This is a genomic window from Marinomonas sp. A3A (assembly GCF_018336955.1).
GTDB classification, from domain to species: domain Bacteria; phylum Pseudomonadota; class Gammaproteobacteria; order Pseudomonadales; family Marinomonadaceae; genus Marinomonas; species Marinomonas lutimaris.
Genome location: NZ_CP025532.1, coordinates 3,846,331 through 3,870,308, shown reverse-complemented (window position 1 = coordinate 3,870,308; position 23,978 = coordinate 3,846,331). Strand labels below are relative to the sequence as shown.

Here is a 23,978-nt window from a genome sequence, read left to right as displayed (position 1 = left end):
TGATTTTAAATATTGTAAATCGACAAATAGAACAATAATATCAATGAATATTTTTATAATTGATAAGAAAAATTGATCAATGATTAAAGAGCTCAAAACACTGATTACCGTGGCAGAGGAAGGGACGTTCGCAGCAGCGGGTAATAAAATTGGTCTAACACAAGCGGCGGTTAGTGCTCAAATACAACGATTGGAAAATGAGTTAGGCTTGGCTTTGTTCGATCGAGTAGGGCGTTCTGCTCATCTTAATCATGCAGGATTGTCTGTATTAGAACAGGCGAAAGATATCGTAGAGCGTTGTCGTCAATTAGGCACTACGCCGCAAGCATCGGAAGGCGTTAAGCTCATTAATGTTGGTGCGATTACTTCGATACAAAGAACGCTTTTACCTGCAGCTCTAGCGCAATTTCATCAGCAACATACTCATTGTCGAACTCGAATTTCCCCCGGTGTTTCGATGGCGTTGTTGGATCAAGTAGATTCAGGAGAGTTGGATCTTGCTGTAATGATTAAACCTACTTTCGTGGTGCATTCTGATTTGGTATGGGAGGCCTTGATAGAGGAGCCGTTTGTCCTAATCGTTCCTCGTAGTTATGACGTTAATGATTGGCAAATTGCGCTCAAGCAATCCCCCTTTATTCGTTACGATCGAACCTCGTTTGGTGGGCGGCAAGTGGATAAGTTGCTACAGCATCTGCCTTTTGATCTTGATGAAAGGTGTGAAGTTGATGAGATAGGTGCGATTGTTAAGCTGGTAGAGTTAGGTGTTGGCGTTGCCATTGTGCCGCAAACAGAAGAACATCGAACTTGGCCTAAGTCTGTCAAAGCGTTAAAACTCGGCGATCATAATATACAGCGTGAAATTGGCTTGGTTTATAAAAAACACTCACTTGTTGATCTTGATATAAAGGGGTTAATTCAGTTGATCAAAATGTCACGTGAGTTGCTATAGTGATGAGAATCAATTGTTTTTCCATTGGAATGATGTCGAGGTAGGGATATGGCGGATTTTCTTGTTTTAGGTGCAGGCATGGTTGGTGTGAGTAGTGCACTGGCGCTACAAGCTCGTGGCCATCAAGTAACCATTGTTGATCGTACTGGTGCCGGTCGTGAAACCAGTTATGGTAATGCGGGCATGATCCAAGTCGAGGCGGCTGAGCCCTATGCGTTGCCAAGGGACATGGTAACCTTATTTAAATACGCGCTTGAAATTAGCAATGATGTGACTTGGAAGGTGAACGGTGCGCTACAAATGGCGCCAGCTTTATGGTCATATTTTTGCCATTCTTTACCAGAAAAACACGCTAAGATTTCTCGTGTTCATTCTCAACTAACTTTTCGGTCTACGGCTGATCATGAGCCGTTGATTCGCGATTCCGAGTCTGAGCATTTGATCACTCATTGTGGACTTGTCATGCTGCATCGAGACGAAAAGGAATTTGAGAAAGCCTCGAAAAAAGCTGAATTCCTCATGAAAGAATATGGTGTTACGTCTGATATTTTTGATGGCAAAAGCTACCAACAAAAAGAGCCTGCCTTGAAGAAAGCGCCAGCGGGTGCTGTGCATTATACGCAAAGTTGGAGTTGTTCTTCTCCGGGAGATTTAACCAAGTCCTATTGTGATTTATTCGTCAAACGAGGTGGTCGCTTTGTCACGGGTGACGCAAGTACCTTGCAACATACTATTTCAGGTTGGCAGATTCTCACCAGTGATGGCGAGTTGAAGGTCGAGCAAGTGGTCGTAGCACTTGGGCCTTGGTCACCAGAGTTATTAAAGCGCTTTGGTTATCGAATTCCGATGGTGTACAAGCGTGGTTATCATGGACATTTTCTCGCACCTAAAACGCTTCAGCGTCCTTTTCTGGACGTGGCAAATGGTGTGCTGGCAGCGCCCATGGTTAAAGGTTTAAGAGTTACTACTGGTGCCGCTTTGGTGCCGCTTAATTCTGCTATTGATACTAGCCAGCTTAAACGTGGAGCTCTCGCATTGAATGAAATTATTGATTTAGGCGAGCAAGTGGAAGAGCCGCAATGGATGGGAACTCGTCCTTGCATGCCTGACATGTTGCCACTTGTCGGTGAAGCGCCAAATCATAAAGGCTTATGGTTTCACTTTGGTCATGGGCATCAAGGTTTCACGCTTGGGCCAACAACGTCAGAGTTGTTGATTCAAGCAATAGATGGCGAATCTAGTGAGTTACTAGAAGCGCTTGCGCCAGTTAATCGTTTGTAATCAATCTAAAGAAAAAAAAGTAAAAACAAAAAAAGCAGAGTTTGTGAAAACGTCTGCTTTTTATTGACCAATTCATTAGCGCCTTGAATTAGTTGCTTTTCAAGTAGTTGAGCATAGTGTCAGCATCAGACACTTCGAACGGATCGCTTGGTGCATCGTCTTGGTAGCCCGCTTCAGAGAACATTTTCTTGATCTCACCGTTTTCAACCAGCATAGAATAACGCCAGCTACGCATGCCAAAACCTAGGTTGTCTTTTTTGACAAGCATACCCATTTGGCGAGTGAAGTCACCGTTGCCGTCGGGTAGAAGGAAAACGTTTTTCGCGTTTTGGCTTTTGCCCCACTGGAACATAACAAACGCATCGTTCACAGAAATACAAATTACTGCATCAACGCCTTGTGCTTTGAATTCTTCGTAAAGCTCTTCGTAGCGTGGTAAGTGAGATGTTGAGCAAGTTGGAGTGAATGCGCCAGGCAAAGAAAAAACAACGACTTTTTTGTTGTTGAACAAGTCTGCAGTAGTAACATCTTTCCATTCAAATGGGTTTGGTCCACCTAGTTCTTCGTTACGAATACGGGTTTTAAAGACAACATTAGGTACATTAGTGATCATGTGTTTTCCTTTTCTTTAGGTTAATAATTAGTATTCTTGCGTATTAGCGTTTCAAAAAACCGCGTTTCTGTAAGAAGCTTAGCATATGTTCGCGTTTCTTTTTCTGTACAGCGGCCGCAGTTTGCTCTGACCAATTGCTGCTTTTCTGATTATCTCCACGGCTTTGGTAGTAAGCCTGCATCTGCGCATCATATGCTTTAACATCTTCTGCACAACGGCTGCTGTCGTAGCTGTCTTTGTGAAGGATGACATCAACAGGTAGTCGTGGTTTTAAATCAGGCTGTGCGTCAGGATAACCAAGACAAAGGCCGAAGATTGGATAGACTTGATCAGGAAGATTTAAGATTTCAGCAACTTGTTCTGGATCGTTGCGAATACCACCGATAAACACGGCACCAAGGCCAACAGATTCTGCACCAAGCATTAGATTTTGTGCAAAAAACGTTGCATCGGTTGTCGCTGCAATAAAGTGTTCCGCGTTACCTTCTAACTCACCTAAACCTTGCTCTAAGCTGCAATATTCAACACGGGTAAGGTCTGCACAAATAACAAAAAACTCTGGCGCAGATTCGACCCATTTTTGGCCGCCAGCCAGCGTCGCAATTTTCTGACGGTTTTCTTTGTTAGAGACTTGGACAAGGGAATAGGCCTGAATAAAGCTTGAAGAGGCTGCACCTTGTGCACACTGGATTAGTTGCTTAAGTAATGTTTCATCAATGGCTTTGTTTGTGTATTGACGAATTGACTTGTGATTTGACTGAGCTTGAAGAATTGGGTTCATAGTTAACATCTTTTAAAAATGAGATGCGTAGATACTAGAGGCTTAATGGTTATGGGTCAAAGTGCTTGGAGCTTACAAAAAGGAGATTTAAAGAAAAGGCTTACCCAAATGGGCAAGCCTTGCTATGTGCAGGTGAAGCAATTGTTTAGAAGCGGTATTCAGCACCAACACTGGCTTGTTGGAAGTCAGAGTCGAAGTCTGAATCAGAATCCACATTGTCTGCGTCTAGATCAACGTCGTACCAGGTGTACTGAGCATTAACAAGTAAGTTTTCTGTAACTTTAAAGTTAACACCTGCGCCTGCAAATAAACTTTTGTCGTCTGAACTGCCTTTAACGGAAGCGATGTTATAGTCGGTATCGTGCCAAAGTTGACCTGCTTTCGCAAAGATCTCAACTGTTTGCGTGATAGGAATCGTACCTTTCAGCGCAGCGGTGTAACCCGTTGTTTCTGCACTGGCAGCACTGTTGCCATAGCTACCAAAGTCAATGTAGCTACCTTCTAAGGCAAGAAAAGAGTTGAATCGGTAACCGACAATCCCTTGTGCTACATCGTTGTCGTCATCAAAGTCATCATCGTTTTCCACTTTAAGGTAACCGTAATTACCGCCAACATAAAAGCCACTGTTGTTTTCAGCTGCCATGTCTTCTGCTTTTACTGCTGCGCTGAATGAGGCTATAGCGATACTACCTGCGATTACTGGAATAAACTTTTTCATTGTATAACTCCTTTTAGTTACTTAATTGAGAACTTCGCGAGTTGAGTTACTACTCTGGTACATCGATTTCAGAATGGCTAGGTTTTCGGTGTGAGTTACCTATTTGCTTCATTTTCTATGCGTTAAGCCTAGATATAAGACGCTTTACTGATACTTCAGATGGGGATCACTTGAAAGAAAGTGTTCTTCAAAAACGAAAAATGCCAGCTTTGAAAGTAGGGCTGGCATTTTTTTAGTCTCTTATGCTTTGTCGCTTAAGAGCCGTTAAGCGGTCTTTATTGGTGGCGTTTAATGATATTGATGACTAGCAATTTCTCCCCATAGACTTTCTATTCGATTATCTCGACCGCAGCTGGCGCGATAGTAAGCGTAACGAATGGGATTTTTTGTATAGTAACTTTGATGATATTCCTCGGCAGGGTAAAAGGGAGTGGCAGGGATAATCTCGGTTACAACGTCTTTTTTAAAGGGCTTGGTTTCTTTGATCTTGGCTAACGATGCTTCAAAAACCGCTTTTTGTTGATCGTTTTGGTAAAACATTGCTGTTTTATAAGGAGAGCCTTTATCACAAAATTGGCCTTCAGCGTCCGTAGGGTCGATGGTTTTCCAGTAATAGTCTGCTAACGCTTTTAATGAAACCACGTCATCATCAAAGTGAATTTCGACAGCCTCGAAGTGTCCAGTTTTTCCTGAAGAGACTTGTTTGTAAGTGGGATTTTCAGTGTGACCTCCTGTATAGCCAGAGATAACATCGCTGACGCCTTGAACCAATTCAAAATCAGATTCTACACACCAAAAACAACCACCAGCGACGATCATGGTTTGTGGTGCGGCTTGCGACGCGCTACTAAAAGCTGTTACTCCAGAAAGAAGTAGCAAACCTAAGGCGCTGATGAGTGCGTTTCGGATAATCATTTAGTATGTCCTTTGGTCATAAGAAAGATGTTACGTCGTACTTTGACGTTCTGGGGAATGCTTTTCTTACACTTATGTATTTCTTATTTCTATTTTTCTTACGCTTATATAGTAGAAGTAAACAGTTAAGGAGATGAAGATTTTGAATGCTAGTTAAGGCAATAGCCAATTTAATACGTTATCTTCCTACTTAATGACCTATTTTTTGTACATTTGAATGTCAGACTAGTTGGACATCTAAGGTTAGTCGCTGTTCGACTGTATATATGCTGAGCATATTAAAGACATCTAGATAATCAATTAAACAAATATAGAGTTGTCTTATAGTATGTTTATCAGTCAATTCAACTCTCCTGTTCATGGATACGATCACTGCTAGCTAGTACTGATAGGTAAGCTAGTTTTACCACTGTGCGGTTTGAGGTTTGAAAAGAAATATTCTTTGTTACAAATTTTTATGGGGTAGTCATGAGTGCATTTGTTACTGAGCGCGTTTTAAGCGTTCACCACTGGGATGAAAATTTATTCAGCTTCAAAACCACACGCAATCCAAGCTTACGTTTCGATAATGGTCAATTTGTTATGATTGGCTTGGAAACGGAAACTCGTCCTTTGATGCGTGCTTACAGTATTGCTAGCCCTAACTATGAAGAGCATTTAGAGTTTTTTAGTATAAAAGTACCTAATGGTCCGTTAACGTCGCGTTTGCAGCATTTAAAAGTTGGCGACGATGTTTTAGTAAGCCGTAAACCGACTGGCACTTTGGTAACTCGTGATTTACACCCCGGCAAAAACTTGTATTTGTTATCTACTGGCACAGGTTTAGCGCCTTTTTTAAGTGTGATCCAAGACTTTGATGCCTACGAGCAGTACGAAAAAATTGTGCTGGTTCACGGTGTTCGCCATGTGAGTGAATTGGCTTATGCAGACTTTATTGAAAAAGAACTGCCTGAAAATGAATTTTTTGGCGAGCAAGTAAGAGACAAGCTAATCTATTACCCAACTGTGACGCGTGAACCGTTCCGCAATCAAGGCCGCCTGACCGATTTGATTCGCAGTGGCAAATTGGCCGAAGATATTGGTTTGCCTCAATTAAATCCTGCTCATGACAGAGCCATGATTTGCGGTAGTCCAAGTATGTTAAAAGACACGTCCGCTTTGCTTGATGAGCTTGGTTTTAAAGAATCACCAAAAATCGGTGTGCCAGGGGATTATGTTATTGAGCGAGCGTTTGTCGAACATTAATAGCGAGAGATGTTCTCGTTGACAAATAATTTTAGGAGATTTTATGAGTTCTGATACCAAATCGAATCAAGATTACGTTCCTCCGAAGGTTTGGACATGGGATGCTGAAAATGGCGGTAAATTTGCCAGTACTAACCGTCCAATAGCAGGTGCGACGCACGAAAAAGTCCTGCCAGTGGGTAAGCATTCATTACAGCTACACTCCTTGGCGACACCGAATGGCCAAAAAGTTACTATCATGCTGGAAGAACTTTTGGCTATGGGAATCAGTGCAGCAGAATTCGATGCTTACTTGATTAACATTGGTGAAGGCGATCAGTTTGGTTCAGGTTTTGTTGAGATCAATCCTAACTCCAAAATCCCTGCCTTGATGGATCATAGTACTACGCCACCTACGCGAGTATTTGAATCAGGTTCAATCCTGCAATACTTGGCTGAAAAGTTTGATGCCTTGGTGCCAAAAGACTTAGCTGCAAAAGCGGAGTGTCGTAACTGGTTGTTCTGGCAAATGGGTTCTGCGCCATATTTAGGCGGTGGATTTGGGCACTTCTACGCTTACGCACCGACCAAGATGCAGTATCCTATTGACCGTTTTACCATGGAAACCAAGCGTCAGTTAGATGTTTTAGATAAGCAGCTAGCGAATAACACTTATATGGCTGGCGAAGAGTATTCTATCGCTGATATCGCGATTTGGCCTTGGTATGGCAATTTAGTGTTAGGTAATTTGTACAGCGCGGCTGAGTTCTTAGACGTTGCTAGTTATAAGAATGTCTTGCGTTGGGCAAAAGCGATTGAGCAGCGCCCAGCGGTACAGCGCGGTCGAATTGTAAATAAAGCTTTTGGTGATGGAGTTAAGCTTCAAGAGCGTCACGATGCCACTGATTTCGACGGTCTTATTGAGTAAAATATAAACCTGTAATGGCGCATTTATACTAAGAGGCAAGTCATCAAATGACTTGCCTCTTTTTTTTATTGGCGACAAATAAGATGTGTTCGAAAAATAAACAGTTATTTACGTCTCTTCTGCTGCTTGTCACGATTTTGTAAGACGTGTCTGTGTTAGAGTAGAGGTCTACGAAACCTGTTGGCCAGCATGATGCTGCAACCTACTCTTTGTTTGTGTCCATGTACTAGGCGATGTTTGCCTTTTTTTTGCAGCGGCTAGATAAAAGAGAACAGCTCTACGTCTTATTTAGAGAGCTTTACCATGCAAAATTTAACGCAAGATGGACAAAACCTAGTTAATTCCCTTTCCCGTCGTTACAACCTAAGCTTTGATGCCGTGATGCACATGCTGATTGCCGTAAACAACGGTAGTGGTTCTATGGCACAGTTCAACTGCCCTGAGCTAGGCGGTGGCGGTCAGTGGATGCGTGGCGGAATGACCATGGTTGGAGATATGTTCAACTATGGTTTGAAATCGACAGTGGATAACTTGTGTAATGAATTGGCTAATGGCCTTGCCAATATGCAGGTGTTCATGCCGTTACCAAAGGGCTCGAAATCCAGTAATCAATGGTGGCCGGGCGATCTTGGCCAGCCTTTTAGCAGCGGTGCACAAAACAGCACTCGTTATGCTATTTTTCCGAATCGCCTTGCGGTTGAAGTGAACGGCAATGTGACGGTTTACGATACGTTAGACAATAACATCGGTGGCATCAGCCAGCAGCAGGGCGGTAACTCATCGCTGACTTTTTCCAGCCAATATGGCACGATTCCGGTTAATACCTTACCTATTGTTTCGGGGGCAGGTTCTAATAACTCAAATACGAGCAATCAATCATCACAACAAAACCTAACACCACAGAATAACTTTGTGGCTGCGCCTGCGCCAATGGCGTTTACGCAGGCTCCTGCAATGCAAACGCCTCAGAACTTGACGAATACAGCATCGGTCGATGAAGTTATCCAGTTGATTGAAAAATTAGCGAAGTTACGTGATATGGGGGCTATTTCAGACAACGAATACAATTCTAAAAAAACGGATTTGCTTAATCGCATTTGATTGAGTGAATAGCGTATTTTGTTAGAAATTGCTATTAATTAGAGTGGCAGGATGGCATTAGCTTGTAACATGGCTTGTATGTTATCTGCCGTCATTGGTTTGGCGTAATAATAGCCCTGTCCGTAAAGACAACCCATTTTGATCAGTATATCGGCTTGAGTTTTATTCTCGATGCCTTCTGCAATAGCTTCGCTGCCAAAAGAATTCGCCAGCATGATGGCAGTAGATACAACAGCTTGTTTTTTAGAATCTTGTTCGATGCCATTGGTAAAAGAGCGATCAATTTTTATGTGGTTTACATTGAGATTGCTGATATAAGACAGAGAGCTCATACCTGTCCCAAAATCGTCTATGGCCAATTTGATTCCAGCATTTTTAAAGTCACTTAAACGACTCGATATGTCATCTATGTTAATGCTGGTAGAGGATTCGATTAGTTCTATTTCTAGTTTACGTGGATCAATTTTATGCTTTTTAAGCAGCGTAATGGTGAATTCTAATAGACTTGGGTCAAGTAAATTGTATGGTGATAGGTTGATCGCGATTGGTGTCAATATGCCCTGAGTGTGCCAAATATCAAGTTGTTCAATGGCATTTAGAATTACATAGCGTCCAAACTCTTGAACGCGTCCACTTTGCTCTATAAGGTCAATAAAGTGTATTGGAGCAAGAAGTCCATCGGTGGGATGATGCCAACGAGCTAATGCTTCTACGCCAATAATATGGCCATTTTTAAGTGACACTTTTGGCTGATAGTGCAGTTTAATTTGTCTGTCTGATAATGCATTATCGAGATCCGCACGCAATTTTAAACGTTGGCGACCGCACTTTTTATTACTTTCACTAAACATACTCCAACCACTGCGTTTTTGCTTTGCTTCATGCATGGCGGTATCCGCGCAAATGATTAGGGATTCAGCATCTATTGCGTGGCTTGGGTAGTGTGAAAAACCTATGCTGGCTCCTGTACTGATTGAAAGATTGTTTACCATAACCGGCTCATTGCAGATAAGTATTAACTTCTGAACCAATTTATAGGCTTCTTCTATGCTTAATTCAGGAGACCAAATAATAAATTCATCGCCGCCAATACGAACAAGAGTTTGTGTTTCATTTAGCGCTTGCTTTAGTTTCTGCGCTACTTTTATCAATAGCGTGTCCCCCGCCGCATGCCCAAATGAGTCGTTTACTTCTTTGAATTTATCCAAATCAATAACGAAGAGGCTAGCTTGCTGAAGCGCTAATTTGTCAATATAACCTGATTTTAACGGTTTTGTGTCTATTGGGTTGGGGATGACGTTTTGCATCATATTGGTCAGAAATAGTCTGTTAGGTAGGCCTGTTAACGAATCATGAGTGGCCAAATGAGCAAGTGTATCGTTTTTGCCTTGAACACGTTTATTCATCCACGATGATAGGGTGAGGGCGAACCAAGTCGCTAACCAGAAGACGATAATGGAGGTAATGATTAGGCGTTTCATGACAAAATTTAGCGTGTCATCGATATTTTTCGAGGTCTTAATAATGGTGATTTGGTATTGCTCTCCTAGAATCATCTGCCAAATAAATTGCTTATCGTCCAATACTTCCACACCGTTCGGCATATCTTTCATAGGCATACGCTTGTAGGTATGTGATGCTAATGCTGGCATCAAACGTTCTAACTGAAAGGGGGATATTTTATTAGTAATAGACCACTGTAAATTCGGGCCGGAGAGGTTTAAGTAAAATTCTGATGAGTCTAAATTATCATTGAAATACACCAGTTCGATAAGCTCAGATACCCGTTCTTTTGAATCTTCTTTATCTGTTAATAGAAGTTCGCCTTGCAGTAGCATGGCTTGGCGGTGCAGTGAATCCAGTTCTGTTTTTAATCCTAAGTCAGCGGCAAGGCGATAAGATACAACCACATAAATTGTAGAGACAGATAACGCAACACTCAGACAAATCATTATCAACTTTAAGCGAAAAGATTTATCTCTTTGCAATTCTGATAGTGGTGGCATAAAAACCTTGAAAGATAAGCGTATTTTTATTTTTTACTTTTGTCAGTACTAATACCTGCAAAATGGTAGACGGGACACCATCCAAACAGTAGAGATATCAAATTGAGGGCGCCAAATATACCTATGAGTACTTCTAAAATGGGTTCCTGTAGATAGTCGCCGTTGAAAACAGCAAAACCAGTAAACACAATCCCAACAACACCTCGAATCGCTCTATCTAAAGGGTGTAAGTTTTTCTTCATTTTGGGACGGCCTCTTATTGATTAATATATCGACTACTATGAGATAGTCGACTTTGGGCAGATAAGAAACAAGATTAAGACTGTAAGGAATTGCATCGCAATGTAAGTCTGAGCAGTTTAATTTTATTAAACTCCTTTGATAATTTATTGTGAGCAATGTTTTTTAGAAGCTCATAGACTATGCTTTTTCAGGTGTAGGTTGTTTTTCGTTATACGTGCTAATCACTTCTATGGTTTTAGGATAGACTTTACCGTTCTAATACAAGGTTATGCTTTTATGGTCGTACTGCTTCTTGCTCAGGTAATTCTATTTTCTATTTTTCCTCTGTATTTTTCTTTTCTTAGCGGTAGCTTACGGCGCACATCTTTTTATACTTACATTGCTTTAGTACTGCTAATTGGTGGCTTTTTTGGCAATGTGTACAGCCTTCCAATTACAGAAAAGATTAATATTTCTGGCGGAAATCTTTGTTACGGTGCTTTTATGATGGCATCTGTTCTGTTTGTGTTTGTTGAACGAGACATTTTTATACTTCGCCATTTAGTACGCCTTGTTGTGTTGGTTAATGTGTTCAATGTATCGCTGTCCTTGCTGGTGGGCAAAATTCTTACGACACCAGGCATCATCAACCCTCACAGTATTTCTGCAGCATTATTTGATGTCTCTATTGCTTTTATTATATTAGGTGGCTCGCTGATTATTGCGGAGCTGCTGTTTCTGTTTTATTGCTTTGATGCAGTGAAAAAACGTCAATGGTCTTATCCAGTGACGACTGCTGTTTATATTTTGCTGTTTATTTTTACCTTGTGTCTAGATGGTGTGCTGTTCCCATTTATTGCTTTCGGCATCAATCCTGTCGTGCTTGATATTGTTATCGGCGGATTGAGTGGCAAAATAGTCATGGCTTGTTCCTTTAGTATTCCTCTCATCTTTTTTGCCATCATAGGCCATCGTTCTTTGTCTGCTTACCTAGCAAACGACACGGTAAAATGGTCTTCATTATTTACGATTAACCGTCAGCTGAAACGTGAATTATCCGAGAAAAATTATGGCCTGAAGCAAGCCGCTACCGTGTTTAATAACGTAAAAGAAGGTCTTGCAGTTGTTGATACAAGTGGTCTGATTATCAAGGCGAATCCTGCGTTTTGTTCTATGGTTGGTCTATCTAAAGGGTTAATTCCTGGCGTGACACCTATTCATACACTCTTTTCATCCGCAGATTCAGATATGCACCCTATTGATAAAAGTGGTCATTGGCGTGGCGAGGTTAAGTTTGGTAAGGCTTCTCAAGGATTATTGACAATTACACCTGTTGGCGCTGAATCTAGTCAGGCTGAAACCTATGTTTATTCATTAGTAAACATAGATGAGCTGAAGGAAACACAAAATGAACTTTTTTACTTAGCGCGCCATGACCCATTAACAGGCTTAGAGAATAGGCGTGTATTGGATGAGATAATCACCGACCTTTCTGCAGAGAGCATATGTTTGATTGTTGTCGATCTCGATCATTTTAAAGACGTAAATGACAGTTATGGGCATGGTGCAGGTGACATGGTGTTGTCTGTGGTTGGCCAGCGATTGTTGGGCACGTTAAGTAGTATTCCGACATTTACGGCTCATGTGTGCCGAACAGGTGGTGATGAATTTGCGGTCTTGATTGTTACATCAGATAAAGAGGTGATTGATCAATTAAGCCAAACTATTCAAGGTGCTTGCAAGTCAGTGATAACGCTTCCACAAGGAAGTGAAATTTATGTATCTGCAACCTTAGGCGTTAGTTTTCAAGGCCCTAGTGATAAAGGAGATATATTACAAAAAGCTGATTCTGCTTTGTATGCAGCTAAAAGTGAGGGACGAGGCAGTATTGGCTATTATGAAGAAAAGTTAACCAGTGTTAGCCAGAGAAAAATACAGTTGAGTGTGAAGCTAAAGCAGGCACTTGAAGCCGAACAATTACAAGTTTTCTACCAACCTCAATACGCCAGCGCCACGAAGAAAATTGTTGGTGTTGAGGCTTTAGTGCGTTGGTATGATGCCGAGCTAGGGTGGATTGGACCGGATGAGTTTATCCCAGTCGCAGAAGAAATGGGCTTAATTGAAAAGCTTGGCGAATGGGTTTTGTTGACCGCCTGTAAGCAGGGTAAAGCTTGGCTTGATAGCGGTATAAAGGATATTAAAATGTCGGTGAATGTGTCCGCTCATCAGCTGCGTTTTGGTCAATTTATGAATACGGTCAAACATACTTTGTTAAAAAGTCGCTTACCTGCTTCGATGTTACAACTTGAGTTAACGGAGTCCTCGTTTATTGAGCGTGAGCAAGACGTCATTCCTCAACTTGTTGCGCTAAAAGCCTTGGGTATTCAGTTAGCAATCGATGACTTTGGTACAGGATATTCTTCACTTTCCTATGTTGCTATATTGCCTTGGGATACGTTAAAAATTGATCGTAGCTTTATCAATCGTCTACCCGAAGACAAAGCACAACGCCAAATGACAGATACAATTCTACAGCTCGCTAGCAATATGGATTTAGTCATCGTGGTTGAGGGTGTGGAAACTCAAGCTCAATTTGATTATTTACAATCAAAAGGGTGCGAGATCATACAAGGCTACTATTTTTCTCCTGCTGTGCCAGCCGATAAAATTATTTTCCCGACAAATCGTTCGACATGTATCAGAGATGAAGAGTTATAAAAAACATCAGCCCTTTATAAATAGATAAAGGGCTAATTAGTTTTTATTGAGAAACGCAAAATTTGATTTGAATAACCTTATTTGCGTCTTGCTTGATCAGTGTCTCCAATCTTATTCTGCTGATATAAAGGTTTCTATTTATATCATGGTGAGGATTCTATGCTGAACTGCATGCCTATATCATTATCAAAGGTTCTGTTATTCATAATAAGCGGAATATCCCTTGCAGCATGCTCCGGTAATCGTATTCCTGTATCGGATCATAGTGATGGAAAGATTTTCTATAATGAAGACCGTACGGCTGAGGTCGGGAAGAGTCTTTTTGACGTAATTAAGTGGAAACTATGGGGCGATGCCGAGCCATGGCCTGAATTCGTTGATGATAATTGGAAACCTAATTTTACTCAGCCCCTTATGCCGGGTGAAGGCATGGTTACTTTTATTAATCATGCAACAGAGCTTGTTCAATTTGAACGTCTTACCGTATTAACTGATCCTATTTTTTCCGAGAGAGCCAGTCCATTTTCATGGATAGGGCCGAAACGACACAGAAGTCCGGGGGCTTCTATAGAAGCATTGCCAAAAGTGGATGTCGTTATTATTAGCCATAATCATTACGACCATATGGATCTTGATTCATTAGTCGCTATCAACAAGAAAGATCATCCCACCTTTATTGTGCCTTTAGGGAATAAAAAATACCTCGAAGATAAAGGCATTAAAAATGTTGTAGAGCTCGACTGGTGGCAAAACTATTCATCAAAAGATGGTTCTATTATTACACTTACTCCAATGCAGCACTGGTCTACCCGAGGGCTATTCGATCGCTTTGAAGCGCTTTGGGGAGGATATGTCATTGAGTCCTCAGATTTAAAAGTCTTATTTGCAGGGGACACCGCTTACAATCGTCAGTTTAAAGAAGTGCAAGAAAAAATGGGGCCAATGGATCTGAGTATTTTGCCTATTGGTGCTTATGAGCCACGTTGGTTTATGAAAAATCAGCATATGAATCCTGCAGAAGCGGTTCAGGCTCACCTAGATCTTAAGTCTAAATTAAGCGTGGGAATGCATTTTGGTACGTTTCAATTGACCGATGAGGGTATTGATGATCCCGTGATGGATTTAGCCAAGGAACTGGCTGCTGAAAAACTTGATCCAAAAGAATTTATAGCGCAGAAAAATGGTCAAACTATTTTTTTTAATAATGTTAAATCTGATAATCAATAAGAGGAAATGTACTATTGAAAATACTATTTTTTCTAATTATGACTATATTAACAACAAGTGTCTTTGCTTCGACACAAGATGAAATAAATCATCTATTGGAGTATGTCGAAAAAACAAATTGCCAATATGAAAGAAATGGTTCCATGTATAATGGTAAGGAGGCGTTTGATCATATACAACGCAAGTACGATTATTATCAGGATAAAATCAAATCGGCAGAGGATTTTATCGATTATTCTGCTAGCAAAAGCGCGATATCTGGAAAGCAGTATCTCATTCATTGTGAGGGGAACAAGGTAGTGAAAAGCAGTGACTGGTTAGCTGCTGAACTCAAGCGTTTTAGAGCCGAGTATAGATAGAATGGGCAAACTGTCACATGCTTTCTTGAAAAGCCAACTCGTCGAGATTTCTTCACACCTCTCGACGAGTTGGCTTTTTCGTTTTGAGAAAAATACAAGAATAAAATAGCTGCGAAAAATACAAAATATGTAAGCAGAGGTTTTTCTTTGTTGTAGATAAGTAGATTTCATTTAGCACGGGAATCATCTAAGGTAAACTTTAGCTTAAAGTTTGCTGGAAAGGTCCATTTTTAATGTTTGTAAGGTTCCTGCGTCCAAACAATCTCTCCCAAAAAATGATGCGTGTGATTTTTTCCATTTATTTGGTTGTTACCCTTCTAATCACAAGTTTACAGTTTTTGAGCGAATATCTGAAAACGCAGGATGCTATTGTCTGCGAATTACAGCAATTGGAAGCAACGGTTCGGGGTCCTATTTCTACTAGCTTGTGGCAGTACAACCGCAACCAGTTAGATTCGCTTACCTCGGGGCTGATTCAAATGCCAATTATTGAAGGTGTGGATGTTTTAGACCAAAATTCGCAAAGTATAATATCGAAAAGATTCTACGACTCTAGCTCTGTTCCACTGTCTATTTTTGATTCGACATCAGCATTAAGCTGGACTCTAAATGGCGAAAGCATACCTCTTGGTACGCTGGTACTTTATTCATCCTCAGGTGTGGTGCTAGAACGAGTTTGGTTCGGCTTTGCTTTGATTGCTATTACCGCATTCATCAAGTTAACTGTCTTATTCTGGCTGTTTATTTGGGCCTTTGACCGCTATTTAGCAACACCTTTAAGAGAGCTAATGTCGCAAGTGAATGAGGTGCAGTTAAGCACAAGTATCAGTAAGCGCATTCATTTATCGAACGCTGAAAATAACGAACTTAGTCAGCTTCAAGAACATATGAATAATATGCTTTCCGCTATGTCTTCGGACAGAGAGCGATTGTTAGAAGACGAGCAAGCCAAGCGAGATTGGTTAGAGAATGCCGTGGCAAAACGTACCGAAGACCTACAAATTCTCAATGAAAAACTCAAATACCTCGCAACAAGGGATTCTTTGACGGATGTCTTAAATCGAGGAAGCTTTTTTGAAACAGCCCAACAGTTGTTGGTGCTTTCCCAGCGTCAAAAATCGACAGCGTCTTTTGTCCTGATGGATTTAGATTTTTTTAAGCGTATCAATGATACTTATGGTCATTTTATCGGGGACAAAGTACTCATCCACTTTACCCAAACACTTCAGGGCTTTTTAAGAAAATCAGACCTTCTTGGTAGAGTGGGCGGCGAAGAGTTCGCTATATTTCTTCCAGATACCGGATTGGATGCTGCCTGCCAGCTTGCTGATAAAATACGTCAAACTATAAGTGATGCTGCGTTAGAAGTGGAAGATAAGACAGTCACTTATACTGTAAGCCTTGGTGTTGAATCATCGGAGCCTGAAGATCAGTCAATTGATGAACTGTTTAAACGTGCCGATTTGAAGCTCTACGGAGCGAAAGATAAGGGGAGAGATCGTGTTGAAAGGTAATAAACTAAGAATGCTATCCTTCCTTATGTTTGCCTTGGTAGCTGGCGTGTCGAGTGTTAGCCATGCGAAGACACTAAAAGTGTGTTACGACCAATGGCCACCGATGACCATATTCCCAACAAAAGAAGCTCCTGAGCGTGGTGTCGTCATCGACATGGTTGAGCAAATATACTCTTCAAAAGGATATGCCCTCGAATACTTTGAAGTACCTCTAGCAAGAGGGTTGGACATGGTGGCCGAAGGGTTATGTGATATGTTGCCAGAATATCTCTATTCGAAGAATTCAGAGAAAGGCTTTAGCTACGCCGATGAAGCAACTTTTTCATACGTCACCGCTTTTGTTGTTCGAAGGAATGATTCTTGGCGTTATCAAGGGGTTCAATCTTTAAAAGGCAAACGAATCGCAACGGGTCCTGGTTGGGATTACAGCTCGATGAGTGCTAGCTATCAAAACTATATCGATGACCCGAAAAACGCTAACTTTGTTGAAGTCATCGCGGGTTATGATGATGTCGTTGATCGTATCTTTCAGATGATTAAAGAAAATCGCGTCGATTTATATGCAGATAACGAGCTTGTCCTGCAGTATGTTTTAAACCAGTTGAACTTGAACAATGACCTCATAGTCGTGCGTCCAGGTTTAGAGAAAAACCTAGTTGAAATGCCTATCTTTTCAAAAAAAATCCCCATCGAAAAAAGACAAGAATTGATCAATATTTGGAACCAAGGTCGCTTAGCGATGAGGGGTGAAAAAGAGCGAGCTCTTCTTAGCAAGTATAAAGTCTCGTTGTAAAAGTCGCGTAAGGCCGACCTGCATACCTTTTGAATTGTTGTAGACTAAAGAGATGAGCTTACTGTGAGGTAAACTCATTGAATACTGCCCCATCTAGAATTGACTAATTCAACGGTGAACTTGAGTCACCGTTGCCATCAGCTAAGAGACATCTACTGAAATGCTAAGTAATACAACTGAACTCCAGCTTGACCCAATTGATGCTGTTATCACTTGGGTCGATGGAAATGCTGTGAAACACCGTCAGAAACGACAAAAATATATGGCAATGGAGTCTCTGCCACTACATGAAAATGCGTCGAATCCTCATAGGTGGATGTGTAACGATGAAATCTTATACTGCATACAATCGATCGAAAACCATGCGCCGTGGATAGGTAAAATCTGGATAGTTGTCGATGAAGAAGGCCCAGATTTATCAAGCCTCTCAGAAAGCATTAGAGCTAAGATACATCTTGCCTATCATGCGGAAATTTTTGACGGATTCACGCATGTGTTACCCACATTCAACTCTTTGACCATTGAAAGTATGTTGTGGCGAATTGAGGGGCTGAGTGAGCGATTCATCTACTTTAACGACGATGTATTCTTGGCTGCACCTTTAAAACCGACTGATGTGTTTGATGGTCTAGCGCCTGTTTTGCGAGGCAAATGGACTGATTTTAGTGATCAAATTAGCGGCAGTAAAGCACGTGTTGACCCTGCGAAATTCCATTACTTTATGCAGGTGAATGCTGCTAAAATGTTGGGCTTTTCAGCATCAGAGTTGTATTCCGCCGCTCATGTTGTCCATCCATTTCGACGTTCAAAAATGGCGGAGTTGTTTGCTCGGTTTCCTGATTGCTTTCTAAATAACATCAAGTATAGATTTCGGAACTTGGAGCAATTTTTTCCACAGGGTCTACATAATCACGCTTGTATCATTGACAAAGAGGCCAAGATCAACACGTCAGATGATCACCTTCACATCTCAAGTGGATATGGAAAAGGTCAGCCTCCTGCCGACACTTTAGCGATACTGAGTAGAGCGACAGATCCTAGCATTAAATTTTTATGCGTTAATGACCTTCCTCAACTTATCGAGATCATTCCCAATGCTGCAGAATGGATTGCTCAGGCAGTTGGCGGTTTTCCGTTAAGCGATAGCAATTCAACCAGTGAGAGATTATGTCTGCAACCAGATAGCGTTGAGATAGAGTTTGTAGCGTAAGAGTAGAAAAGCAGAAAGCCGAAAATCCAATGATTTTCGGCTTTCTGCTTTTCTACTAAGTGGTATGAGTATTAGTATTAGTATTAGTATTAGTATTAGTATGAGTATGAGTATTAGTATTAGTACTGAGAGTCTTTTAACACTCGTTCGCCATAGATGCCATTTTTCGGAATCGGCTTGTAGCTAGAGTTCGCTGCGCGCATTACACGAATCCCTTCTGCACCAGCGTCACGGGCAGAAATAATGTCACCATCTGCATCACCATAATACATCTTGATGTCATTCTCCTTGATGTACTTGGTTTTTGTGTATTCAGTACGGCTTGATCCTGCAAAAATGACATCGTGCATATCTTTGATATCAAACGCCTTTTTCAAATATTCCGTGGTGAAGTTACAGTCAGAACCGGTACGACCAGTGATGAAATAAATGCTATCACCACGTTCTTGGTGCATAGCAATTAATTCTTTAGCAATATTTTTAGGCATGCTGAATGCATCCCAACCACAGTTTGCTTTATCCCAAAAGTCTTGATTCGATAGGTAAGAGTAACCATTTGGTGAAAATTCTTGCTGACCACGATAAAAAACTGGCGTGCTAAACAAGGTCGTATCATCGATATCAAAACCAACCGCAAAAGGCGCTTTGCCTTGCAGTTCCTTCTTGATATCCGCAACAGAAATCATCTTCACATCTGCTGGAGTACCTGCAGTCGTCATATCGATAGTGGAATAGCCTTTATGAGTACCTGGTGTTTTTGGATCCGCGTTAGCAGACAAGCTAGCGACACAAGCCAGTGCAACAGTTATCGAGTGTAAAGTATGGTTCACATTGTTCCCTATCGGTTTCATTGTTAGTGACTTGCGTATCTTATCTCTAAAATATATGACTTTCTATCATCTTGTTTAGTGCCAAACTGGAAATCCAAAAATTAATAAATGTGTACTTTGAGAGAAAGTCGTCGATATATTAGGTAGCGCGGAGCGCTTTATTGAATAAGCAATCTTAACTAACACCCATGATTAGATGGTCAAACTAGTTTTGATTTCATAAAAAAGTGATATTGTTAAGCTGATAGCTTAACAATTAATGTACTTATTCATGGCCTAAATAGGAGCATCATATGAAAAGTGATGACAAGTTGATTCTTAAATACGAAGGAGGGCAGACAGATCGACATGTCATTGATGCTATTCGCTTTGGGGAGTCGCTTAAAGGTGTTGGGAAGTTATATTCATCAGTTGCACACCTTTTATTTACAGGGGAACTTTTGCAACCAAGGGCTAAGCCATTAGTGAGAGTTGAAGCATCTGAGAGTGGCTCTGGGTGTTATGAAATAGGAGTTCTTTTAAGCACTGTAGGTGCTCATTCGGATTTATTTTTATCCCAGAATATGGATGTTTATAAGTGGCTTATCTCTAAGATGGTTGGTTTTATTCATAATGATGCAACTGGTAGAGGTGATGCTAAAAAAGTAGCGGATGAAATAATTAAGGCATCAAAAGAAAATCCAGAAGTTAGTCAAATATTAGCTCAGGGAGCTATTGATAATCAAAAGGCTCTTATTGAAATTCTGTCTAGAGTGGCACTCGATAATCGTGGACCTTTGAAGTCGCTTGTAGCTCCTGTCGGACCAGATTGTAAATCACTCCAGCAATTTGAAGGTGGGCTTTTAACCACAGAGGCTGATGCCGATGCAATTCGTTCGAAAAAAGAGCTAACAGTAGGTGATATTCAAGACTATGTTTGCGAGCAAATTACTGGTTTAGATGTATCTACAGGCCTTTGCAAATTAAAAATTAAGGACATTGAAGGTATTGTGAATGGAAAAATCAGTGATCCTGTATTAGAACTCCCTCATAACGTATATTCAACTGCATTAGATATGCATACGAAAATAATCATTACAGCTAAACCTCATTTACAATTAGATCAAATTAAAAAGCTCTACATCTCTAATGCGCTCCCGCATTATCAAGAATAGACTTAGTATTGAAAACAAGTGTGACGCTTCATATGAGGTAGGCGTCAGTTTCGAGTATGAAGCGTCACACGGTTTTCTGTCTGAGGCAAAGAGTCCACTAAAAGTTTAGTTGTTCTTCTTCAACCCCAAGTAGTTCTCTATCCCTTTGATCTGGTCTTCCGCGTGGTGGTTGACGTAAAGCACGGTGGTTTCTTTTCCTTCACAAATTTTCTCGATCAGCGCGAGGACGAGTTGGCGGTTCATGTCGTCTAGGCCAAGGCAGGGTTCGTCTAGGATCAATAATGGTGGGTGTTTCACCATGGCACGGGCGATGAGTAATAAACGCTGGTCGCCGTAGGAAAGCTTGTTAAATGGTTGGTCGGCGCGGTCTGCCATGCCTAGCAGTGCAAGCCATTGGTCGGCGATTTGCTTTTGGTTATCGGTGGATTTGCTGTACATACCGATGCTGTCGTAGAAGCCGGAAATAATGACGTTTTTACAGCTGGTGCTGACGCGATATTCCCATTGCAGTGCCGTAGAAACGTAGCCGATAAATTGTTTGATTTGCCAAATACTTTCGCCGTTGCCGCGCTGGAAACCAAAGACGAAAATATCGTTGGTATAACATTGCGGATGATCGCCGGTGATCAAAGATAAAACGCCTGTTTTGCCGCTGCCATTGGGGCCGCTGAGTTGCCAATGTTGGCCGCGTTCTATGGTCCAATCTAGCTTATCAACAATCACGGTATCGCCGTATTTGATGGTGGCTTGGTTAAGTCTGACCAGCGGTTGGTTTGGGTCGAGTGCTGGCAAGGTGTTGGCTGGATCAGCTTCAGGTACTTGTAGGTCTGTGGTTTTTAAATGCAGTAACTGATACAGCTCGTTAAAGGCACTTTCGTCTTTTTTGTCTACTGTTAGCGCCAGTTCGCCCTTATCTACATAGGCGATATGAGTGATGAAGGTCGGCATTTCATCAAAGCGGTTGAGCACTAAGATCATAGGCGTGGTGTCTATGATGGAAGCAAGATGAGTTTGTAACATGGCTAGAGTGTCGACGTCTAAACCGTCGAACGGTTCGTCGAGTATTAATAAATCGGGTTTGCTAGACAAAGCGCGAATCAGCATGACTTTGCGGGTTTCGCCTGTGGAAAGTTTACGAAAGGCGCGATCCAGCAGTGGATAAATACCAAACTTTTCCACTAACTTTGATGCTAGGTTTGGATCGGCGCATTGATCGAAGATCATTTCCCGCACGGGCGTGCCAAGAGAAATGACGTCCATGATATCTGCGTCGTCTTTTTTCAGTTCTTTAGCGATCAATTCGGCTTGGGCCTCAAAGGAGACTAATCCCACATTTTTCGGTAATCCTGAAATCGAACCGTTTTCAATATCGCCCACTCCGGCTAAGACTGCTGCCAAAGCGGACTTACCGGCACCATTAGTGCCTGTAATCACCCAATGCTGGTTGGGCTCTATGGTCCAGTTAATCTCGCTTAGGGTAAAGCGATCATCAAAGTTCACTGTTACTTTGTTGAGGAGGATGTTGTCTAAGCGGATGCTGTCCATGGTATTTCCTAATGTTTTGTTTAGAACCAGTAGAGACAAAAAAGCCGAGATTATTTATAGAAACAATCTCGGCTTTTTATATAAACATTACGATGTCATGAGCGAAGCCAAGACGAGGCAAAAATAGACGAGAAAGCAGAGTTTATAAGTATAAATGAGCATTTCGAGTCTATTTTTAACAAAGTATTGGCGAGCGCAATAATCGTATTAAACGATTTTTTTCATGTCCGCCATGTGACCACGCAATACCGCGCCAACTGCTTCTACTGGGTGTGAACGAAGCGCTGTATTAACTTCGATCAAGCGAGCATTGTCTACGCCGTTGTCTTCTACAGAAAGACCTTTACCGATAACGTCGGTTTTGATGTCTTTCATGAAGTCAGCCAATAGTGGAACACATGCGTGGTTGTATAGGTAGCAACCGTATTCTGCTGTATCAGAGATTGTCGCGTTCATTTCGTACAATTTCTTACGAGCAATAGTGTTCGCGATTAGTGGCGTTTCGTGTAGAGACTCGTAGTAAGCCGATTCAGCAATGATGCCAGCAGCAGTCATTGTTTCGAATGCTAGCTCAACGCCCGCTTTAACCATAGCAACCATCAAGATACCGTTGTCGAAGAATTCTTGTTCAGAAATTTCTACATCGCCAGCAGGTGTTTTCTCGAAGTTAGTTTCTGCTGTGTCTGCACGCCATTGAAGAAGATTTTTATCATCGTTCGCCCAATCTTCCATCATAGTTTGAGAGAAGTGACCGCTGATGATGTCGTCTTGGTGCTTGTTGTACAAAGGACGCATGATCACTTTTAGCTCTTCAGAAAGATCGAATGCTTTGATCTTAGCTGGGTTAGAAAGACGATCTAGCATGTTGGTCACGCCGCCGTATTTCAATGCTTCAGTGATAGTTTCCCAACCGAATTGGATCAAACGAGATGCGTAACCAGTGTCGATGCCTTCTTCAACCATTTTGTCGAAGCAAAGGATCGAACCTGTTTGCAACATACCACAAAGGATAGTTTGCTCGCCCATAAGGTCAGATTTTACTTCTGCGATGAAAGAAGACATCAATACGCCTGCTTTGTGACCGCCAGTACCAACTGCGTAAGCTTTCGCTAGTGCAAGACCTTCGCCTTTAGGATCGTTGTCTTCGTGAACAGCGATTAGAGTTGGAACACCGAAACCACGAACGTATTCAGCGCGAACTTCAGAACCTGGGCACTTAGGAGCAACCATGATTACAGTCAAATCTTCACGGATTTGCATGCCTTCTTCTACGATGTTGAAACCGTGAGAGTAAGATAGGCAAGCACCTTCTTTCATAAGAGGCATAACTGCTTTAACAACAGGCGTGTGTTGCTTGTCAGGAGTAAGGTTCAAAACAACATCAGCCGTTGGGATCAAATCTTCGTAAGTGCCAACAACAAAACCGTTTTCAGTTGCGTTTTTCCAAGATTGACGTTTTTGTGCAATGGCTTCAGGACGCAAAGCATAAGAAACGTCTAGGCCAGAATCGCGTAGGTTCAAGCCTTGGTTAAGACCTTGTGCACCACAACCGATAACAACCATTTTTTTGCCTTTAAGCGCTTCTACGCCATCTGCAAATTCAGAGCTGTCCATGAAGCGACATTTTGCTAATTGAGCTAGTTGCTCGCGTAGCGGCAAAGTATTGAAGTAGTTAGCCATGTTATACACATCCTATAGATTTGATTAATGTATCAACGATAAAAACACGCTGATATTAAAAATGGATTACACAGTCGCCAAGCAATGATTTTCCTGACGTCCTGCGAGTAGGGTTAATCTAACGTAGTGGAACCTTTTCGTAAATTGATATATTCGCAATATAGCGTCCCATTTTTTGCAAACATGTTTTATGATGAACGGACACTA

General features: G+C 41.5%; 21 protein-coding genes. 12 read left to right on the top strand and 9 right to left on the bottom strand.

Annotated elements, in window-relative coordinates:
- Positions 1-79 precede the first annotated feature (79 nt).
- On the top strand, positions 80-952 hold the full coding sequence (locus CYL31_RS18200) for a LysR substrate-binding domain-containing protein (RefSeq protein ID WP_212916549.1): 873 nt from the start codon (positions 80-82) through the stop codon (positions 950-952).
- 48 nt (positions 953-1,000) lie between these two features.
- The gene (locus CYL31_RS18195; RefSeq protein ID WP_212916548.1) at positions 1,001-2,233 is read left to right on the top strand and encodes an NAD(P)/FAD-dependent oxidoreductase; all 1,233 of its coding nucleotides are present in this window, start codon (positions 1,001-1,003) and stop codon (positions 2,231-2,233) included.
- Between the two features lie 88 nt (positions 2,234-2,321).
- On the opposite strand, the gene CYL31_RS18190 is transcribed toward CYL31_RS18195, so the two are convergent.
- From CYL31_RS18190 to msrA, 4 genes are all read right to left on the bottom strand, one after another.
- Positions 2,322-2,846: a peroxiredoxin gene (locus CYL31_RS18190; protein ID WP_212916547.1), complete on the bottom strand. Its 525-nt coding sequence runs from the start codon at positions 2,844-2,846 to the stop codon at positions 2,322-2,324.
- A gap of 43 nt (positions 2,847-2,889) precedes the next feature.
- Complete coding sequence (gene nfsA, locus CYL31_RS18185; RefSeq protein ID WP_249411626.1) at positions 2,890-3,627, bottom strand: oxygen-insensitive NADPH nitroreductase; 738 nt, start codon at positions 3,625-3,627, stop codon at positions 2,890-2,892.
- Positions 3,628-3,772: 145 nt separating this feature from the next.
- Complete coding sequence (locus tag CYL31_RS18180; protein WP_212916545.1) at positions 3,773-4,345, bottom strand: porin family protein; 573 nt, start codon at positions 4,343-4,345, stop codon at positions 3,773-3,775.
- Between the two features lie 288 nt (positions 4,346-4,633).
- On the bottom strand, positions 4,634-5,260 hold the full coding sequence (gene msrA / locus CYL31_RS18175; RefSeq protein WP_212916544.1) for a peptide-methionine (S)-S-oxide reductase MsrA: 627 nt from the start codon (positions 5,258-5,260) through the stop codon (positions 4,634-4,636).
- Positions 5,261-5,728: 468 nt separating this feature from the next.
- Between msrA and CYL31_RS18170 the strand changes: the two genes are divergently transcribed.
- The 3 genes from CYL31_RS18170 (at position 5,729) to CYL31_RS18160 (ending at position 8,513) form a co-directional block, all read left to right on the top strand.
- Positions 5,729-6,505, top strand: coding sequence for a ferredoxin--NADP reductase (locus CYL31_RS18170; protein ID WP_169460685.1), 777 nt, complete (start codon positions 5,729-5,731; stop codon positions 6,503-6,505).
- 43 nt (positions 6,506-6,548) lie between these two features.
- Positions 6,549-7,412, top strand: a complete 864-nt coding sequence (yghU, locus tag CYL31_RS18165) for a glutathione-dependent disulfide-bond oxidoreductase (protein ID WP_212916543.1) — start codon at positions 6,549-6,551, stop codon at positions 7,410-7,412.
- Positions 7,413-7,715: 303 nt separating this feature from the next.
- Positions 7,716-8,513: an SHOCT domain-containing protein gene (locus CYL31_RS18160; protein WP_212916542.1), complete on the top strand. Its 798-nt coding sequence runs from the start codon at positions 7,716-7,718 to the stop codon at positions 8,511-8,513.
- 38 nt (positions 8,514-8,551) lie between these two features.
- On the opposite strand, the gene CYL31_RS18155 is transcribed toward CYL31_RS18160, so the two are convergent.
- Positions 8,552-10,519 (bottom strand): putative bifunctional diguanylate cyclase/phosphodiesterase, encoded by a 1,968-nt coding sequence (locus CYL31_RS18155; protein ID WP_212916541.1) that lies wholly within the window; start codon positions 10,517-10,519, stop codon positions 8,552-8,554.
- 26 nt (positions 10,520-10,545) lie between these two features.
- Positions 10,546-10,761, bottom strand: coding sequence for a YgaP family membrane protein (locus CYL31_RS20930; protein ID WP_212916540.1), 216 nt, complete (start codon positions 10,759-10,761; stop codon positions 10,546-10,548).
- A gap of 277 nt (positions 10,762-11,038) precedes the next feature.
- Between CYL31_RS20930 and CYL31_RS18145 the strand changes: the two genes are divergently transcribed.
- The 6 genes from CYL31_RS18145 to CYL31_RS18120 all read left to right on the top strand — a co-directional run bounded on the left by CYL31_RS18145 (position 11,039) and on the right by CYL31_RS18120 (position 18,562).
- Positions 11,039-13,459 carry a sensor domain-containing protein gene (locus CYL31_RS18145; protein WP_212916539.1) on the top strand — a complete coding sequence of 807 codons (2,421 nt, stop codon included), beginning with the start codon at positions 11,039-11,041 and terminating at the stop codon, positions 13,457-13,459.
- A 159-nt stretch (positions 13,460-13,618) separates the two neighbouring features.
- A complete protein-coding gene (locus CYL31_RS18140; protein WP_212916538.1) occupies positions 13,619-14,686 on the top strand; it encodes an MBL fold metallo-hydrolase in 1,068 nt (355 codons plus the stop codon).
- A gap of 14 nt (positions 14,687-14,700) precedes the next feature.
- Complete coding sequence (locus CYL31_RS18135; protein WP_212916537.1) at positions 14,701-15,045, top strand: DUF5329 family protein; 345 nt, start codon at positions 14,701-14,703, stop codon at positions 15,043-15,045.
- Between the two features lie 338 nt (positions 15,046-15,383).
- A complete protein-coding gene (locus CYL31_RS18130) occupies positions 15,384-16,559 on the top strand; it encodes a sensor domain-containing diguanylate cyclase (RefSeq protein ID WP_249411625.1) in 1,176 nt (391 codons plus the stop codon).
- Positions 16,546-17,352, top strand: a complete 807-nt coding sequence (locus tag CYL31_RS18125; protein ID WP_212916535.1) for a substrate-binding periplasmic protein — start codon at positions 16,546-16,548, stop codon at positions 17,350-17,352. The genes CYL31_RS18130 and CYL31_RS18125 overlap by 14 nt, the downstream gene beginning before the upstream one ends.
- Positions 17,353-17,512: 160 nt before the next feature.
- A complete protein-coding gene (locus CYL31_RS18120) occupies positions 17,513-18,562 on the top strand; it encodes a stealth family protein (protein WP_212916534.1) in 1,050 nt (349 codons plus the stop codon).
- A gap of 119 nt (positions 18,563-18,681) precedes the next feature.
- Here the strand turns inward: CYL31_RS18120 and aphA are convergent, their stop codons facing one another.
- Positions 18,682-19,392, bottom strand: a complete 711-nt coding sequence (gene aphA / locus CYL31_RS18115) for an acid phosphatase AphA (RefSeq protein ID WP_212916533.1) — start codon at positions 19,390-19,392, stop codon at positions 18,682-18,684.
- 293 nt (positions 19,393-19,685) lie between these two features.
- Between aphA and CYL31_RS18110 the strand changes: the two genes are divergently transcribed.
- Positions 19,686-20,546 (top strand): DUF7946 domain-containing protein, encoded by an 861-nt coding sequence (locus tag CYL31_RS18110; RefSeq protein ID WP_212916532.1) that lies wholly within the window; start codon positions 19,686-19,688, stop codon positions 20,544-20,546.
- 105 nt (positions 20,547-20,651) lie between these two features.
- Here CYL31_RS18110 and modF read toward each other — a convergent pair whose 3' ends face one another.
- Positions 20,652-22,091, bottom strand: coding sequence for a molybdate ABC transporter ATP-binding protein ModF (modF, locus tag CYL31_RS18105; protein ID WP_212916531.1), 1,440 nt, complete (start codon positions 22,089-22,091; stop codon positions 20,652-20,654).
- Positions 22,092-22,298: 207 nt separating this feature from the next.
- Positions 22,299-23,771, bottom strand: coding sequence for a ketol-acid reductoisomerase (gene ilvC, locus CYL31_RS18100; protein ID WP_212916530.1), 1,473 nt, complete (start codon positions 23,769-23,771; stop codon positions 22,299-22,301).
- Between the last annotated feature and the right edge of the window lie 207 nt (positions 23,772-23,978).